This is a genomic window from Streptomyces sp. NPDC044984, assembly GCF_040646935.1.
GTDB lineage: Bacteria > Actinomycetota > Actinomycetes > Streptomycetales > Streptomycetaceae > Streptomyces.
The window spans coordinates 147,444-161,494 of record NZ_JBEZBE010000001.1 but is presented as its reverse complement, the minus strand read 5'-3'; the positions used below and the strand labels follow the sequence as shown (position 1 = coordinate 161,494).

The following is a 14,051-nucleotide window of genomic DNA, read 5'->3' as shown; positions in this document are numbered from 1 at the left end:
GGACCCGGGTGCGCTACGGCACCCGGGTCCCGTCGTACGCCTGCCGGGCGGCGAGGACGTCGGCCATGCGCTTCTCGGTCCACAGCGCCAGGTCGCGCACCTGCTCGGCCGCCTCGCGGCCCAGGCCGGTGAGGGAGTAGTCGACGCGGGGCGGGATGACCGGCTTGGCGTCGCGGTGGACCAGGCCGTCGCGCTCCAGGGTCTGGAGGGTCTGGGTGAGCATCTTCTCGCTGACCCTGCCGATCGCCCGGCGCAGTTCGCTGAAGCGGTACGAGCGCTCCAGCAGCTGGATCAGCACGAGCACGCCCCAGCGGCTGGTCACGTGTTCCAGGACCAGCCGGTGCGGGCACATCGCCTCGCCGTCGTTCCGCCCGGCACCATCGCTTACCGCCATGCCAGTACCTTACTTCAAGGTGGGCACTTTCCAATAGTTAGCGCAGCTCCTAGGGTGAGTGACATACCCGCACACACATCCCCACAGGAGTTCCGCACCATGAGCATCGTCGTCACCGGCGCCACCGGACACCTCGGCCGTCACGTCGTGGAGCAGTTGCTGGAGAAGGTTCCGGCCGAGCAGGTCACCGCCGTCGTCCGCAGCGCGGAGAAGGCGGCGGACCTCGCCGGGCGCGGCGTCCGGATCGCGGTCGCCGACTACAACACCCCCGAGACCTTCGACGGGCTGTTCGCGTCCGGCGACAAGGTCCTGCTGATCTCCGGCAACGAGTTCGACAAGGGCCGGGTGGGCCAGCACCGGATCGTCATCGACGCCGCGAAGGCCGCGGGTGTCGCCCTGCTCGCGTACACCAGCGCCCCCGGCCCCCTGACCGCCGCGCTCGCCGACGACCACCGCGGCACCGAGGAGGCGCTGCTGGACTCGGGCGTGCCGTACGCGCTGCTGCGCAACGGCTGGTACCACGAGAACTACACCGAGAACCTCGCTCCGGTGCTCGCCCACGACGCGGTCGTCGCCGCCGCCGGCCAGGGCCGGATCTCCTCCGCCTCGCGGGCCGACTACGCGGCCGCCGCCGTCGCCGTGCTGACCGGCGAGGGGCACGAGAACAAGACGTACGAGCTGGGCGGCGACGAGGCGTGGAGCTTCGCCGAGTACGCGGCCGAGCTGAGCCGGCAGACCGGCAGGGAGATCGTCTACAACCCGGTCACGCCCGAGACGCTCACCGGCATCCTGGCCGGCGCCGGGGTACCCGAGCCGCTGGCCGCGGTGCTCGCGGGCGTGGACGTCTCGATCGAGAAGGGGGAGCTGGTCGTCGACAGCGGCGACCTGTCCCGGCTGATCGGACGCCCGACCACCCCGCTCGCCGAGGCCGTCGCCGTCGCCCTCAAGGGCTGATCCGGAGGGCCGCCGGGACCGCCACCCCCGCGCGTCATGACCGTATGCCGGTACGGACATGACACGCGGGGGTGTCCGGCGTTACCGTCGTCCGGCGAGCACCGCGCGCGTGGGCGGGCATCGCGGGAGACAGGGCACGCGTCGGACACGGAGGAGTGGCCCATGACCGGGAAGCCGGCCGCAGAGCGGCGCACAGGACTGCTGAACGGCTTCGCGGCGTACGGGATGTGGGGGCTCGTCCCGCTGTTCTGGCCCCTGCTCAAGCCCGCCGGAGCGGTGGAGATCCTGGCCCACCGGATGGTCTGGTCACTGTTCTTCGTGGCCGCCGCCCTGCTCCTCATACGCCGCTGGGCCTGGCTCGGGGAGCTGCTGCGGCAGCCGCGCAAACTGGCGCTGATCACGGTCGCCGCGGCGGTCATCACCGTCAACTGGGGCGTCTACATCTGGGCCGTGAACTCCGGGCACGTCGTCGAGGCCTCCCTCGGCTACTTCATCAACCCGCTGGTCACGATCGCGATGGGCGTGCTGCTGCTGAAGGAGCGCCTGCGACCCGTGCAGTGGGCGGCGGTCGGGGTGGGCGCCGCGGCGGTGCTCGTCCTCACCGTCGGCTACGGCCGGCCGCCGTGGATCTCGCTCTGTCTCGCCTTCTCCTTCGCCACGTACGGACTGGTGAAGAAGAAGGTCAACCTCGGCGGCGTCGAGTCGCTGGCCGCCGAGACCGCGATCCAGTTCCTGCCCGCCCTCGGCTACCTGCTGTGGCTGGGCGCCCGGGGCGATTCCACGTTCGCCGCCGAAGGGGCCGGGCACGCCGCGCTGCTCGCCGCGACCGGCATCGTCACCGCGCTCCCCCTGGTCTGCTTCGGCGCCGCCGCGATCCGCGTGCCGCTGTCCACGCTGGGCCTGCTGCAGTACCTGGCGCCGGTCTTCCAGTTCCTGCTCGGCGTCCTCTACTTCAAGGAGGCCATGCCGCCCGAGCGCTGGGCCGGTTTCGCCCTGGTGTGGCTGGCGCTCGTCCTCCTCACCTGGGACGCCCTGCGCACCGCCCGCCGGGCCGCCCGCGCGCTCGCCGGGGCGACCGGGGCGACCGGGGCGACCGGGGCGACCGGGGCGACCGGGGCGACCGGGGACAGCGTGCCGACCGGGGACAGCGTGCCGGCCGCCAGCACGGTGCGCGCCGGGAGCGTGCCCGCCGCGACCCGGACGGACCGGCTGGAGGCCAGGCCGTAGAGCCGGGCGTTGTCAGAGCGACGCCCTATAACTGGTCGCATGACGCAGACACCGACACCGCCCACGCCCGTGCACTGGAAGGTCGTCATCGACGCGGCCGACCCGCACGCGCAGGCCGACTTCTGGGCCGCCGCCCTGCACTACGTGGTCGAGGACAACAGCGCGCTCATCGGGAGACTGCTGGATGCGGGCGCCGTCCCGGCCGAACTGACCGTCGAGTCCCACGGCCGCCGGGCCTGGCGCGACCTGGCGGCGGTACGGCACCCCGACGACCCGTACGAGGAGGAGAGCGGCACCGGCCGTGGACGGCGGCTGCTCTTCCAGCGCGTACCGGAGGAGAAGACGGTCAAGAACCGGCTCCACCTCGACCTGCACCCCGGTGCGGGGCGCCGCGAGGAGGAGCTCGCCCGGCTGGAGGGGCTCGGCGCGCGGGTGCTGCGGCGGGTGGCGGAGCCTTCCGGAGGGTGGCTGCTGATGGCCGATCCGGAAGGCAACGAGTTCTGCCTGCACTAGGGGAACCCCCGGGTGCGGCGAGGCCGCTCAGGTCTGCCGCGTGCGGGCGCGTTCGGTCAGCCGGCCCATGCGGGCGCGGGCGGACTCCAGTTCCTCGATCTCGTCGGCGGCGGGGCCGTTCTCGGCGGTGAGCTCGGTCCACAGGGCGATCAGCTCGTGCCCGAGTTCCAGTCCGAGCAGCGGGTCACGCACCGCGCGCCATGCGGTCGCCGCGCTGCGGACGTTGCCGTAGGCGGCCTCCGCGTCCCCCGCGCGGCGGCAGATCACGGCCAGGTCGAGGGAGACGCGGAAGGCGCGCAGCGGCTCACCGGCCAGGTAGGCGATGTACGCGGCGAGTTCGCGCAGCCGCAGCACCTCCGGGTGCTCGGGGCCCAGGCTTCCCGAGGCCTCCGTGACGGTCTCCTCGGCCAGCCGGGCCGCCGCGTCGATCCTGCCCTCCCGGACGGCGTCGTTGATCCGGGCCATGGGTTCGGCGAGGTGGCTCTCGCCGACGGCGAGGGGTTCGTCACCGAGCACCGCCTCCGCCACGGCGTCGAAACCCCGGGGCGGGGTGGGCTTGGGATCGGGATCGAGCACGGGCTCGGGCTCGGGGGGCGGTGCGGTCTCGTGCGTCCGGGGCCGGTCCGTCCCGGGGAAGGGGTGCGGCCTCGCGTCCATGGCCGGGGGCGGACCGAACTCGCCCCTCGGGGGTGCGACCGTGCCGGGCGGCGTGATCTCCGCCGACTCGGGCACGGCGCGCAGCCGGAACGTCGGTACGGCGTCCCGGGGAGCCCTCGGCTCGGGGACGGGGCGCAGTGCGAAGGTGGGGGCGGCGTCCCGTACGGGGTCCGGCCGCGCGGCCGTCTCCGCCGGTGCCTGCGCCTGCGCCTGCGGTTGCGCCACGGGGCGCGGGAAGTGCGCCGGCCGTTCCGTACCGGGCTCCCGCATCTGCTCCCGGTCCTGCGCCGGTGCCGTCGGGGCGGGCCGCGCCGTGAAGTGGCTGGAGCCGTCCGGGTCGACCTGGAGCGGAATGACGTAGCCGAGGCGCTCGTCGTGCACGGTGGCGAGGACGGCGTGACCGGAGGCGACGGCGATGCGGTGGAGACGGTTCAGCACCGCCTGCTGGATCTCCTCGCCGGGCCCCGCGATCACCGTCACCCCGCCGACCGACGCCCGGCCCGCGTCCGCCCCGCCCACGGGGACACGGACGTCGATCGGCACTGCCGCAAGGTTCGCCGCACGGGCGGCCTGCTGCTGTTCCCGCTTCTTCTCGCGGCTGAGTCGAGACATCGTTCCCTCATTCGGGTCGTACACCTGTCGTCGAGTCTGTCCGCTCGCCCGCGCTTCTCACGTCACCGCGTTGTCACAGGCTCGTCCCAACGGCCGTCCGCGCCGGCTCCCCGCCCGTCCGGCGGCATGAGGACCGAGGTGGGGAGCAGGAGAATCGAGGCGACGAGCGGGAGAGGGGACATGGAACAGGGACCGGAGATCTGGATCCGAGGACCGGTGGCGATGCCGGAGGCGGCCCCGCCGGAGCCCGCCCCCGCGCGGGCGGCGGCCCGCCGCTTCTCCTGGGTCGGCCTGCACGGCGGCGCGGGCGTCTCCACGCTCGCCGCGGTCTACGGCGGTCATGACAGCGGACGCGCCTGGCCCGGTCCCGCCGGTCCGCCGTCGGTGCTGCTCGTCGCCCGGACCCATGCCGCCGGTCTGGACGCCGTGGTCCCGGCCGTGGACATGGTCCGGCGCGGCGAGGCGCCGCAGGGGCTGCGGCTGGACGCCGTCGTCCTGGTGGCGGACGCGCCGGGACGGTTGCCGCGTCCCCTCGCCCACCGGCTCCGGAGCGTCGAGTCGGTGATCGACGTGTACCGCGTGCCCTGGGTGAACGAGTGGCGCCTGGGCGACCTGAGCGGCCGGCCGCCCCGCGGGACGGAGCCGCTGGCCCGCCTGACGGGCGCGCTGCCCTGAGCGGGGAACCGCGGCCGGTCCCGGGGGTCCGTGCGCCGGACGGCCGGGGACACGGCTCTCGTGCGTCCGCCTCGGTCGAGGAGATCGCCTCCGCGGTGCGCGGGAGGCGGCTGCGGGCCGTGGAGGTGGTCGCGGAGGCGCTGGAGCGGATCGAGCGGGCCGATCCGGTGCTGTGCGCGTTCCTCGAGGTGTGGGGCGAGGAGGCGCTGCGGCGGGCGGCCGAGGTGGACGCGCGGGTCGCCGCCGGGGAGCGGCTGCCGCTGGCCGGGGTGCCGGTCGCGGTCAAGGGGCGGCATGGGCTGCGTGCGGCGGGGCCGCTGCTCGCGGCCGGCGGTGTCGCCGTGGGGGCCACGTCGGTGCCCGGCCCGGGAACGCCCTGGCAGACCTGGGGGCTCGGGGCGCACGGCCGTACCGTCAACCCGTGGCGGGCGGACCGTACGCCGGGCGGCTCCTCGGCCGGGGCGGCCGTGGCGGTGGCGGCCGGGCTGGTGCCCCTGGCGACGGGCAGCGACGGCGCGGGCTCGGTGCGGATCCCGGCGGCGTGGTGCGGGGTGGTCGGGCTGAAGGTCACGGGCGGCCGTCTTCCCTCGGCCGACCGTACGGGCCTCGCCGCGCCCGGAGTCCTCGCCCGCACGGCCTCGGACGCGGCGGCCTGGTGGCGGGTGGTGTCGGGGCGGCCCGCCGCCGACGAGGACCCGACACCCTTTCCCGTCTCCGCCCGCTGGTCCCCCGGCCTCGGCTTCGCCGGCCCCGACGCGGAACCCGTCGCCCTGGCCCGGGCGGCGGTCGGCCGGCTGGTCGACGCCGGTGTCGTACGGCTCGTACGGCCCTCGTCGCCGCCGGAGCTCCTCGACCCCGCCCCGGCCTGGCTCGCCCTGCGCACCCCCGGTGCCGATCTCGCCGACGCCCACCGCGTCCGGGCGGAGAACGACCGGCGCCTGGACCGCCTGTTCGCCGGGGCCGGGCTGCTGCTCACCCCCACGGCGCCCACCGCACCGCACGGCCACGACGGTCCGGGCGAGGTCTACTCGACCGCGCTCACCTGGGCGTTCAACGTCAGCGGGCACCCCGCGCTGAGCCTCCCGGCCGGGTTCGGCGCCGACGGCTGCCCGGCGGGGCTCCAGTTGGTCGCGCCGCGCGGGCGGGAGGACCTGCTGCTCGCGGTGGCGCGGGAGGCGGAACGGCACGGGGCGACCGACACCGGCTGAGCGACCGGCTCCCCCACGCCCGGAACCGCGCCACCCCTTTGACATATAGATGCACACGCATATGATGCAGATGCCTGTAATTGACGTACGCCGAGCATCTGGGGGATGACCATGGCCCGCCGTTTCCTCTTCGTCCTGGGCAGCGCCCGCCCTGACGGAAACACCGAGCTGCTGGCCCGCCGGGCCGCCGAACAACTGCCCCCGGACGTGGAGCAGCGGTGGATCGACCTCACCGCCCACCCCCTGCCCGACTTCGAGGACCTGCGCCACGACAGCGACCACGTCCGCCCCACGGAGGGCGACGTCGCCCTGCTCCTCGACGCCACCCTCGCGGCGACGGACGTGGTGATCGCCTCGCCGCTGTACTGGTACTCGGTGTCCGCGCAGACCAAGCGCTACCTGGACCACTGGTCGGGCTGGCTGCGCACCCCCGGCCTGGACTTCAAGGCGGCCATGGCGGGGCGCACCCTGTGGGGCGTCACCGCGCTCGCGCACGAGGAGCCGGAGGTCGCCGACCCGCTGGTCGGCACGCTGAACAACTCGGCCGCGTACCTGGGGATGCGCTTCGGCGGGGTGCTGCTCGGCAACGGCAGCAAGCCGGGTGACGTGCTGAAGGACGCGGAGGCGCTGGCGCGGGCCAAGACGTTCTTCGCGCAGGACGCGCCCCTCGCCCGCTTCCCGTACGAGGCCGGCTGACACCGGCGCCGCCTCACCAGCCGAGCTGTTCCTCGCCCAGGACCTCGCTGCCGATGTGGGCGGCGAGCTTCTGAGCACGTTCGAGGTCACCGTGCTTGGTCACGTGGACGAAGACGGTGTGGCCCTCGGTCCACTTGTCGCCGTACTGCGCCTCGTCGCCGTGGAACACGATCTGGACCCCGTCGTAGTTCCAGTGCCCGTGGGAGTCGATCTCCGGGTCGTCCGGCCAGCGGCCGTTCCATTCGATGGCCGCCGTGCTCTCGCCCAGAGCGGCCAGGAATCGCTCCTCGACGTCCCCGCGCCCGACGTCCTCCAGAAAGCTCAGCGGCAGATGCTCCCGGAGTCCGGCGTCGTCCAGTTGCGTCACGTCGAGGTCGAAGGAAAGGAAGTCACCGGTCGCCGGATCGGTGCGCGCGTCCACGTAGTCAAAATCGGCCCCGGGGACGATCTCGGCCATCCGGCGCGCTTCCCCGGGCGTCCGCATCTCGGAGAAGAGCCAGACCCTGTCGTCGATGTGCTCCAGCAGCGCGCACAGCCGCCTGGCCTGCCGGTACGCCTCGGCCGCGTCGGTGGTCCGCAGGACGGGGTACGCCCGTGAATTGCCCATGGACCGAACCGTCACACGCCCCGGCCCGCCCGGGCCAGCGCATTTCTACGCGGTGATGTCCTTCGCCGTGAACCGCGCCCACGCCGCCGAGCCGAACACGGCCGCGTAGAGGACCTGGAGGCCGAGGTTCTTCGTCAGGTCGTCCCAGTAGACCGGTTCGCGCATCAGGTCGGCGAAGGACAGCCAGTAGTGGGAGAAGAGATAGGGGTGCAGGGCGTGCAGCTGCGGGATCTGGTCGAGGATCTGGACCGTGATCAGCAGCCCGACCGTGGTCGCCATCGCCGCGATGCCGCTGTTGGTCAGCGTGGAGACGAACAGGCCGAGCGCCGCCACCCCGATCAGTGACACGGCGACGACCAGGGCGATGAGCAGGGCTCTGGCCAGTCCCTCGCCGAAGCCGATCCGGGTGCCCGAAATGGTCGTGAGGTCACCCAGCGGGAACAGCAGCGCGCCGGTGATCAGCGCCGATACGGCGACCACGAGGGTGGCGACCAGGCAGAAGACCATGACCGTCGCGTACTTGGTGAGCAGCAGGCGGCTCCGCCCGGCGGGGGCGACCAGGAGGTAGCGCAGGGTGCCGGCGTTCGCCTCGCCGGCGATCGCGTCGCCCGCGACGACCCCGATCGCCATGGGCAGGAAGAACGGCAGCGTGGCGGCGAGCGCGGTGAAGACCAGGAACAGGCCGTTGTTGGTGATCTGCGAGATGAACGCCGGTCCTCCCCCGCCGCCCCCGCCACCGGCCGACGAGCCGTCACCGGTCTCGATCCGTACGGCGATGCCGACCAGGACCGGTACGGCCGCCAGCACCCCGAGCAGGGCGAGGGTGCGCCAGCGCCGGAAGGTGGTGAGCAGCTCGCTGCGCAGCAGCCCGAGGGTCCACAACGGGCTCACCCTCCGCACCGTTTCAGCCTGCGACATCGAAGCCCTCCCCGGTCAGCGCCACGAACGCGTCCTCCAGCGAGGCCCGCTCGACCCCGAAACCGCGCACCCGGACACCGGCGGCGACAAGTGCGGCGTTCACCTCGGCGAGGTCGCGCCCGGGCGGCTCGCCGGTCACCCGCTCCCCGTCCACGACGACATCGGCGACCCCCTGTTCCTTGAGCACCCTGGCCGCGTCCGCCGGGTCCGGTGTGGTCACCACCAGCCGGCCCCGGGCGCCCGCGGCCAGGTCGGCGACCGGGCCCTGGGTGATCAGCCGGCCCCGGGCCATCACGGCGGCGTGCGTGCACACCTGCTCGATCTCGTCGAGCAGGTGTGAGGAGAGGAAGACGGTGGTGCCGTCCGAGGCCAACTCGCGGACGAGCGTGCGGATCTCCCGCATGCCCTGCGGATCGAGGCCGTTGGTCGGCTCGTCCAGGACGAGCAGCCGGCGCGGCTGGAGCAGGGCGGCCGCGAGGCCGAGGCGCTGCTTCATGCCGAGGGAGTACGCCTTCGCCTTCTTGCCGGCCGCGGCCGTGAGGCCCACCCGGTCCAGGGCGGCGGCGACGCGGGCGCGCCGGGTGCGCGGGTCCGCGGTCGGGTCGGCGGCGTCGTAGCGCAGGAGGTTGTCCCGGCCGGAGAGGAAGCCGTACAGGGCCGGGCCCTCGATGAGGGCGCCGACGTGGGGCAGCACGGCGCGCGCGGAGCGCGGCATGGGGCGCCCCAGGACGTGCGCCGTGCCGGAGGTCGGTTCGATCAGGCCCATCAGCATGCGGATGGTGGTGGTCTTGCCGGAGCCGTTGGGGCCGAGGAAGCCGAAGACGCTGCCCGCCGGGACGGTCAGGTGCAGACCGTCGACGGCGAGCTGTCCGCCGCGGTAGCGCTTGGTGAGCGCGCGGGTGGCGATGACGCCGTCACCCGCATCCGCGCCGTCACCTTCCGGCTTCGTGGCGGACGCCTCGCCCATCGGCTCCCCCGTTCCCTGTCACGTCGTCGCGTCGTAAGGCCCTGGGGCCTTACTTCCCCGCGTCGGCCGCCTTCACGAGCGCGTCCTTGGTGACGGTGCCCACGTAGACCTTGCCGTCCTCGGTGATCAGGGCGTTCACCAGGCGGGTGCTGAACACCGTGCCGGTGCCGAAGTCGCCCTTGACCTGGTCGCCGAGCGAGCCGAGGAAGCCGCCGAGGTCACCGCCGGCCTCGCCGGTGGGCAGGCCGCCCTGGCCGCCGGTGTCGAAGACGGCGACGGAGTTCCAGCCCTCGCCGAGCATCTTCAGCCCGTCGAGTCCCTCGGCCAGGTCCTCCTCCGACTTGGGGGCCCGCTCCGGCTTCCCGGAGTGCTCCCGGCCGTGGTCGAGTTCGCCGTCCTCGGTCACCTCGGCGCCCTTGGGCGGGGTGAACTCGAACGTCGACGCGGCCGGCTTGTCGAAGCTCACCTCGGTGAAGCCGACGTCCACGACGGCCGCGCCGCCGCTCGCCGGGGTGAGCGTGAACTTCAGCGGCATACCGGTCCTGTGGTCGACCGCGATGCTGATCGCGCCGACCGTGGAGCCGGACTGCCTGGGCTTGACGACCAGCCGGTACGCGTCCCGGCCGGCCACCTGGGCGGTGCCGTCGACGGTCACGGACGTGGTGTCGTCGACCGACTTCAGCGCCTCCTCGGCGAAGTCCTTCGGGGTGGCCGGAGGCCGCTGCTCACGCTCCTCGCCGGAGGCGTCGACGGTGCCGTGGTAGACCTCGTTGGACGCGCTGTCGTAGCCCCAGACGTCCTCGCCGTCGTGGATCAGGCTGTACTCTGCGGCGTTCTCCAGGAGCGACACCTTCTGCCGGTCCGGGCCGTCGACCGCGACGCGCAGGGTGTGCGTGCCGGACGCCAGTTCGGTGAGCTTGGCGGACGGGTCGGCCGAGGAGCCGCCGTCCTCGCCCCGCCCCGCGGCGCCCGACGTGAGGCTGCTCTCCAGTCCGCCGAGGTCCGGCAGACCGAGGTCCGTGGTGATCTTCACGGTGCCGGACAGCCGCTCGACGTCCGACTTCGCGATCTTCTCTATCAGCTGCGCTGCGGTGATCTCCGGCAGATCGGGGTCGCCGGAGTCGGCGATCGCGGGGACGAGCCCGATGGTCGCGGCCGCCACTCCCATCACCGTGACCGGGACGACGTACCGCGCGGCCCTGCGCCGTCGCGTGCGCGGCTCGCCGGCCTCCCCCGCGGTCGTCGTGTCGTCGGATTCGTACGGTGCCATGTGTGCCCTACCTCCGTGGTCGGCGGCGGCTTTTCGTCTCGTGTCCTCGCACCAGTCTCACCCTGAGCCGCCATTCTCACCCGAACCGGTGAGAAGTGGTGTTGTCCGTCGTGGTCCATCTGACCAAATCCGGCAGGCGGATTCGTCAGACCCCGGACGCAACTCCACGTACTGCTGGGGTATGACACGGAGGGCGGTTTCCTCCCCCGCCCCGTAGGGGTCGCGGAGGAGTCCGGGCCGGCTCAGCCCGCGCGGTGCACCACCGCGTCGCACAGCTGCACGAGCGCCGCCTTCGCCTCGCACTCCCGCAGCGGGACCAGCGCCGCGCGCGCCTCCTCGGCGTAGCGCACGGTGTCCCGGCGGGCCTGCTCCAGCGCGGGGTGGACGCGCAGCAGCCGCAGCGCCTCGGCGTGCCGGGCGTCGTCGGTGAGGTCGGAGTCGAGCAGTTCGCACAGGGCGACGTCGTCGGCGAGACCCAGCCGGGCCGCCCGTTCGCGCAGCCGCAGCACGGGCAGGGTGGCGATGCCCTCACGCAGGTCGGTGCCGGGGGTCTTGCCGGACTCGTGGGAGTCGGAGGCGATGTCCAGGACGTCGTCGGCGAGCTGGAAGGCGACGCCGAGCCGCTCGCCGTACTGGGTCAGCACGTCCACGACCGCCTCCTCGGCCCCGGACATCATCGCGCCGAACCGGCAGGCGACGGCGACCAGCGAGCCGGTCTTGCCGCCGAGCACGTCGAGGTAGTGGTCGACCGGGTCGCGGCCGTCCTGCGGTCCCGCGGTCTCCAGGATCTGCCCGGTGACCAGCCGCTCGAACGCCTCGGCCTGCACCCGCACGGCCTCAGGACCGAGGTCGGCCAGGATGTGCGAGGCCCGCGCGAAGAGGAAGTCCCCGGTGAGGACCGCGACGGAGTTGCCCCAGCGGGCGTTCGCGCTGTCGACGCCGCGCCGCACCTCGGCCTCGTCCATCACGTCGTCGTGGTACAGCGTGGCCAGGTGGGTGAGCTCCACCACCACGGCCGAGGGCACGACACCGGGCGCGTAGGGGTCGCCGAACTGGGCGGCGAGCATCACCAGCAGCGGACGGAACCTCTTGCCGCCGGCCCGCACCAGGTGCTGGGCGGCTCCCGTGATGAAGGGGACCTCACTCTTGGTGGCCTCGAGCAGCCCTTCCTCGACAGCCGCCATTCCGGCCTGGACATCGGCTTCCAGAGCCTGGTCCCGCACGCTCAGCCCGAACGGCCCGACGACGGTCACGAGGGTCTCCTGTCTGCTGGTGTCCACTGGCGATTACACGGAATGTCGATAGGTCGCTGCCTTCACTCAAGTCAGCGTATCCGGTCACGTTTCGATCACCGTCAGCGCCCGGGGTTACGGGCAGGGCGGTACGGGAGCAGGAGCGGAGTGCTTTTGACCATTCGATAACAACGGACATTCTCCGACTTTCCCGGAGGCGGCGATCCACTCCTCGACCCGGCCCCCGGCCCGCCTCCCGGGCCGCGACCCATCACGCGGACCATCCTGCCCGTCCCGGCGTCCGATTTGCCGCAAATGCTGAGCGAATTCCCCTTGGCGAAAAATGCGCTCACCGGCGACCCCCAGTGAAGTGGGTCACGCGCGACCCGGCACCCCCACCACCGGCCGCCACCCGCCTTCTCCCTTTCCAGGGCACCGAGTTGACCCTTGGCACTCGCAAAGGATCAAGCATCCCAAAACACCCATTGCAAGATCAAACGGCGCCTTGTGTGAGATCCGCACTTGTTCCCGACATGTGCTCTCGCATACGTTCCGGGCCTGCCGGGTGGACGCCTAATCCTGCCGCCGCCCGCATCAACCCACGACGATCACTCAGAACGGCAGGAGCGGGGGACCCAGGTAAGCCGCCGGACCGGACACGCGCCGGAACGGCTAGGGGTGAAGCCATGCCCGCAGGGGCACGGCCGGGCACTCTCCCGCCCGAACCCGACAGCTCACCTCGCAGGCGTAGGAGAGGAACCCAGACATGCCTGCTTTCGGTCAGCACCGCCGCCGCCTCGTCCGCTCCCTCGCCGTCGCCGGCACCGGCGTCGCCGTGGTCGCCCTGCCGCTGTTCGGCGCCACCGGCGCCGCCGCGGCCACCACCGAGCCGACGACGACCGCTGCCGCCCCCGCGACGGCGTACCCGGACAACCTCGACGGCTGGATCCGCGAGTCGCTGGACATCATGGCGCAGCACGGCATCCCCGGCAGCTACGACGCCATCCACCGCAACATCATGCGCGAGTCCTCCGGCAACCCGTACGCCATCAACAACTGGGACTCCAACGCCGCCAAGGGCACCCCCTCGAAGGGCCTGCTGCAGGTCATCGACCCGACCTTCGCGGCCTACCACGTGCCCGGCACCGCCTTCGACCCGTACGACCCGGTCGCGAACATCACGGCGGCCTGCAACTACGCCGCCGACCGCTACGGCTCCATCGACAACGTCTTCGGCGCGTACTGAGCCACCCGCTGACGGGCGAGCGTCCTCGCCCCGCCGAACAGTCGCTCGAGGACGACGGCCACGCCGTCGTCCTCGTTCGACGTGGTGACCTCGTCCGCCACCGCCTTCAGTTCGGGATGCGCGTTGGCCATGGCGACGCCGTGGGCCGCCCAGTCGAACATGGGGATGTCGTTCGGCATGTCGCCGAAGGCGACCGTCCGCGCCGGGCTCAGCCCCAGGTGCTCGGCGGCCAGCGCCAGTCCCGTGGCCTTGGTCACCCCGCACGGCTGGAGCTCCACGGTGCCCGGCCCCGACATGGTGACCGTGGCCAGTGAACCGACCACCGACCGGGCCGCCGCCGCCAACGCGTCGTCGGACAGGTCCGGGTGGCGCAGCAGCACCTTGCTGATCGGCCGGTCCCACAGCTCCCCGCGCCGCTCGATCCGCACCGCGGGCAGGGTCGGGTGCGGCATCAGATAGCCGGGCTCGATCAGCGTCAGCCCGTCGACCCCGTCCTGGTCGACCGCGGCGTACACCTCCCCCACCTCGGCCTCGATCTTGCCGAGCGCGGTCTCCGCCAGTTCCCGGTCCAGCGTCACGGACCACAGCAGCCGGTCCGCGCCGGCGTCGTACACCTGCGCGCCCTGCCCGCACACCGCGAGCCCCGTGCAGCCGAGGTCGTCCAGGAGCGGCCGCACTCTGGGGGCCGGGCGCCCCGTCACCACGAGGTGCCGCGCGCCGGCCCGCTCCGCACGCGCGAGCGCGGCGAGGGACCGGTCGGAGAGGGTGTCGTCGCCGCGCAGCAGCGTCCCGTCCAGGTCGGTGGCGATGAGCGAACAATCGGTGGGTGCGGCCATGATCAGAGAATACGGACAAGCCGACGGTCCGATTCACCG

The 14,051-nt window shown here is 73.0% G+C and carries 15 protein-coding genes and 1 riboswitch; of the genes, 7 read left to right on the top strand and 8 right to left on the bottom strand.

The window, feature by feature from the left end; all coding sequences use genetic code 11:
* Positions 1 to 13: 13 nt before the first annotated feature.
* On the bottom strand, positions 14 to 394 hold the full coding sequence (locus AB0A94_RS00790; RefSeq protein WP_361736781.1) for a helix-turn-helix domain-containing protein: 381 nt from the start codon (positions 392 to 394) through the stop codon (positions 14 to 16).
* 99 nt (positions 395 to 493) lie between these two features.
* Here AB0A94_RS00790 and AB0A94_RS00785 point away from each other — a divergent pair, with 99 nt between their 5' ends.
* The 3 genes from AB0A94_RS00785 to AB0A94_RS00775 all read left to right on the top strand — a co-directional run bounded on the left by AB0A94_RS00785 (position 494) and on the right by AB0A94_RS00775 (position 3,088).
* The gene (locus tag AB0A94_RS00785; protein ID WP_361736779.1) at positions 494 to 1,348 is read left to right on the top strand and encodes an SDR family oxidoreductase; all 855 of its coding nucleotides are present in this window, start codon (positions 494 to 496) and stop codon (positions 1,346 to 1,348) included.
* A gap of 162 nt (positions 1,349 to 1,510) precedes the next feature.
* Positions 1,511 to 2,575, top strand: a complete 1,065-nt coding sequence (rarD, locus tag AB0A94_RS00780; protein WP_361736776.1) for an EamA family transporter RarD — start codon at positions 1,511 to 1,513, stop codon at positions 2,573 to 2,575.
* 39 nt (positions 2,576 to 2,614) lie between these two features.
* Positions 2,615 to 3,088 (top strand): VOC family protein, encoded by a 474-nt coding sequence (locus AB0A94_RS00775; protein ID WP_361736773.1) that lies wholly within the window; start codon positions 2,615 to 2,617, stop codon positions 3,086 to 3,088.
* A 27-nt stretch (positions 3,089 to 3,115) separates the two neighbouring features.
* Here the strand turns inward: AB0A94_RS00775 and AB0A94_RS00770 are convergent, their stop codons facing one another.
* Positions 3,116 to 4,357, bottom strand: a complete 1,242-nt coding sequence (locus AB0A94_RS00770) for a tetratricopeptide repeat protein (RefSeq protein WP_361736770.1) — start codon at positions 4,355 to 4,357, stop codon at positions 3,116 to 3,118.
* 180 nt (positions 4,358 to 4,537) lie between these two features.
* On the opposite strand from AB0A94_RS00770, the gene AB0A94_RS00765 reads away from it, so the two are divergent.
* The 3 genes from AB0A94_RS00765 to AB0A94_RS00755 all read left to right on the top strand — a co-directional run bounded on the left by AB0A94_RS00765 (position 4,538) and on the right by AB0A94_RS00755 (position 6,936).
* Positions 4,538 to 5,032, top strand: a complete 495-nt coding sequence (locus AB0A94_RS00765; RefSeq protein ID WP_361736768.1) for a DUF6668 family protein — start codon at positions 4,538 to 4,540, stop codon at positions 5,030 to 5,032.
* Between the two features lie 95 nt (positions 5,033 to 5,127).
* Positions 5,128 to 6,240 (top strand): amidase, encoded by a 1,113-nt coding sequence (locus AB0A94_RS00760; protein ID WP_361736765.1) that lies wholly within the window; start codon positions 5,128 to 5,130, stop codon positions 6,238 to 6,240.
* Between the two features lie 111 nt (positions 6,241 to 6,351).
* A complete protein-coding gene (locus tag AB0A94_RS00755; protein WP_361737525.1) occupies positions 6,352 to 6,936 on the top strand; it encodes an NAD(P)H-dependent oxidoreductase in 585 nt (194 codons plus the stop codon).
* 13 nt (positions 6,937 to 6,949) lie between these two features.
* On the opposite strand, the gene AB0A94_RS00750 is transcribed toward AB0A94_RS00755, so the two are convergent.
* From AB0A94_RS00750 to AB0A94_RS00730, 5 genes are all read right to left on the bottom strand, one after another.
* Positions 6,950 to 7,543, bottom strand: a complete 594-nt coding sequence (locus AB0A94_RS00750) for a hypothetical protein (RefSeq protein ID WP_361736762.1) — start codon at positions 7,541 to 7,543, stop codon at positions 6,950 to 6,952.
* A gap of 45 nt (positions 7,544 to 7,588) precedes the next feature.
* Positions 7,589 to 8,461, bottom strand: a complete 873-nt coding sequence (locus AB0A94_RS00745) for an ABC transporter permease (protein WP_361736759.1) — start codon at positions 8,459 to 8,461, stop codon at positions 7,589 to 7,591.
* Entirely contained in the window at positions 8,448 to 9,428 is a 981-nt protein-coding gene (locus tag AB0A94_RS00740) for an ABC transporter ATP-binding protein (RefSeq protein ID WP_361736756.1), read from the bottom strand. The genes AB0A94_RS00745 and AB0A94_RS00740 overlap by 14 nt, the downstream gene beginning before the upstream one ends.
* Positions 9,429 to 9,477: 49 nt before the next feature.
* Positions 9,478 to 10,698, bottom strand: a complete 1,221-nt coding sequence (locus AB0A94_RS00735; RefSeq protein WP_361736753.1) for a DUF2092 domain-containing protein — start codon at positions 10,696 to 10,698, stop codon at positions 9,478 to 9,480.
* 242 nt (positions 10,699 to 10,940) lie between these two features.
* Complete coding sequence (locus AB0A94_RS00730; protein WP_361736750.1) at positions 10,941 to 11,951, bottom strand: polyprenyl synthetase family protein; 1,011 nt, start codon at positions 11,949 to 11,951, stop codon at positions 10,941 to 10,943.
* Positions 11,952 to 12,522: 571 nt separating this feature from the next.
* A riboswitch (cyclic di-AMP (ydaO/yuaA leader) is annotated at positions 12,523 to 12,691 on the top strand.
* Positions 12,692 to 12,696: 5 nt separating this feature from the next.
* Between AB0A94_RS00730 and AB0A94_RS00725 the strand changes: the two genes are divergently transcribed.
* Positions 12,697 to 13,176: a transglycosylase SLT domain-containing protein gene (locus AB0A94_RS00725; RefSeq protein WP_361736747.1), complete on the top strand. Its 480-nt coding sequence runs from the start codon at positions 12,697 to 12,699 to the stop codon at positions 13,174 to 13,176.
* Here the strand turns inward: AB0A94_RS00725 and AB0A94_RS00720 are convergent.
* A complete protein-coding gene (locus tag AB0A94_RS00720; RefSeq protein WP_361736744.1) occupies positions 13,140 to 14,012 on the bottom strand; it encodes an HAD family hydrolase in 873 nt (290 codons plus the stop codon). The genes AB0A94_RS00725 and AB0A94_RS00720 overlap by 37 nt on opposite strands.
* Between the last annotated feature and the right edge of the window lie 39 nt (positions 14,013 to 14,051).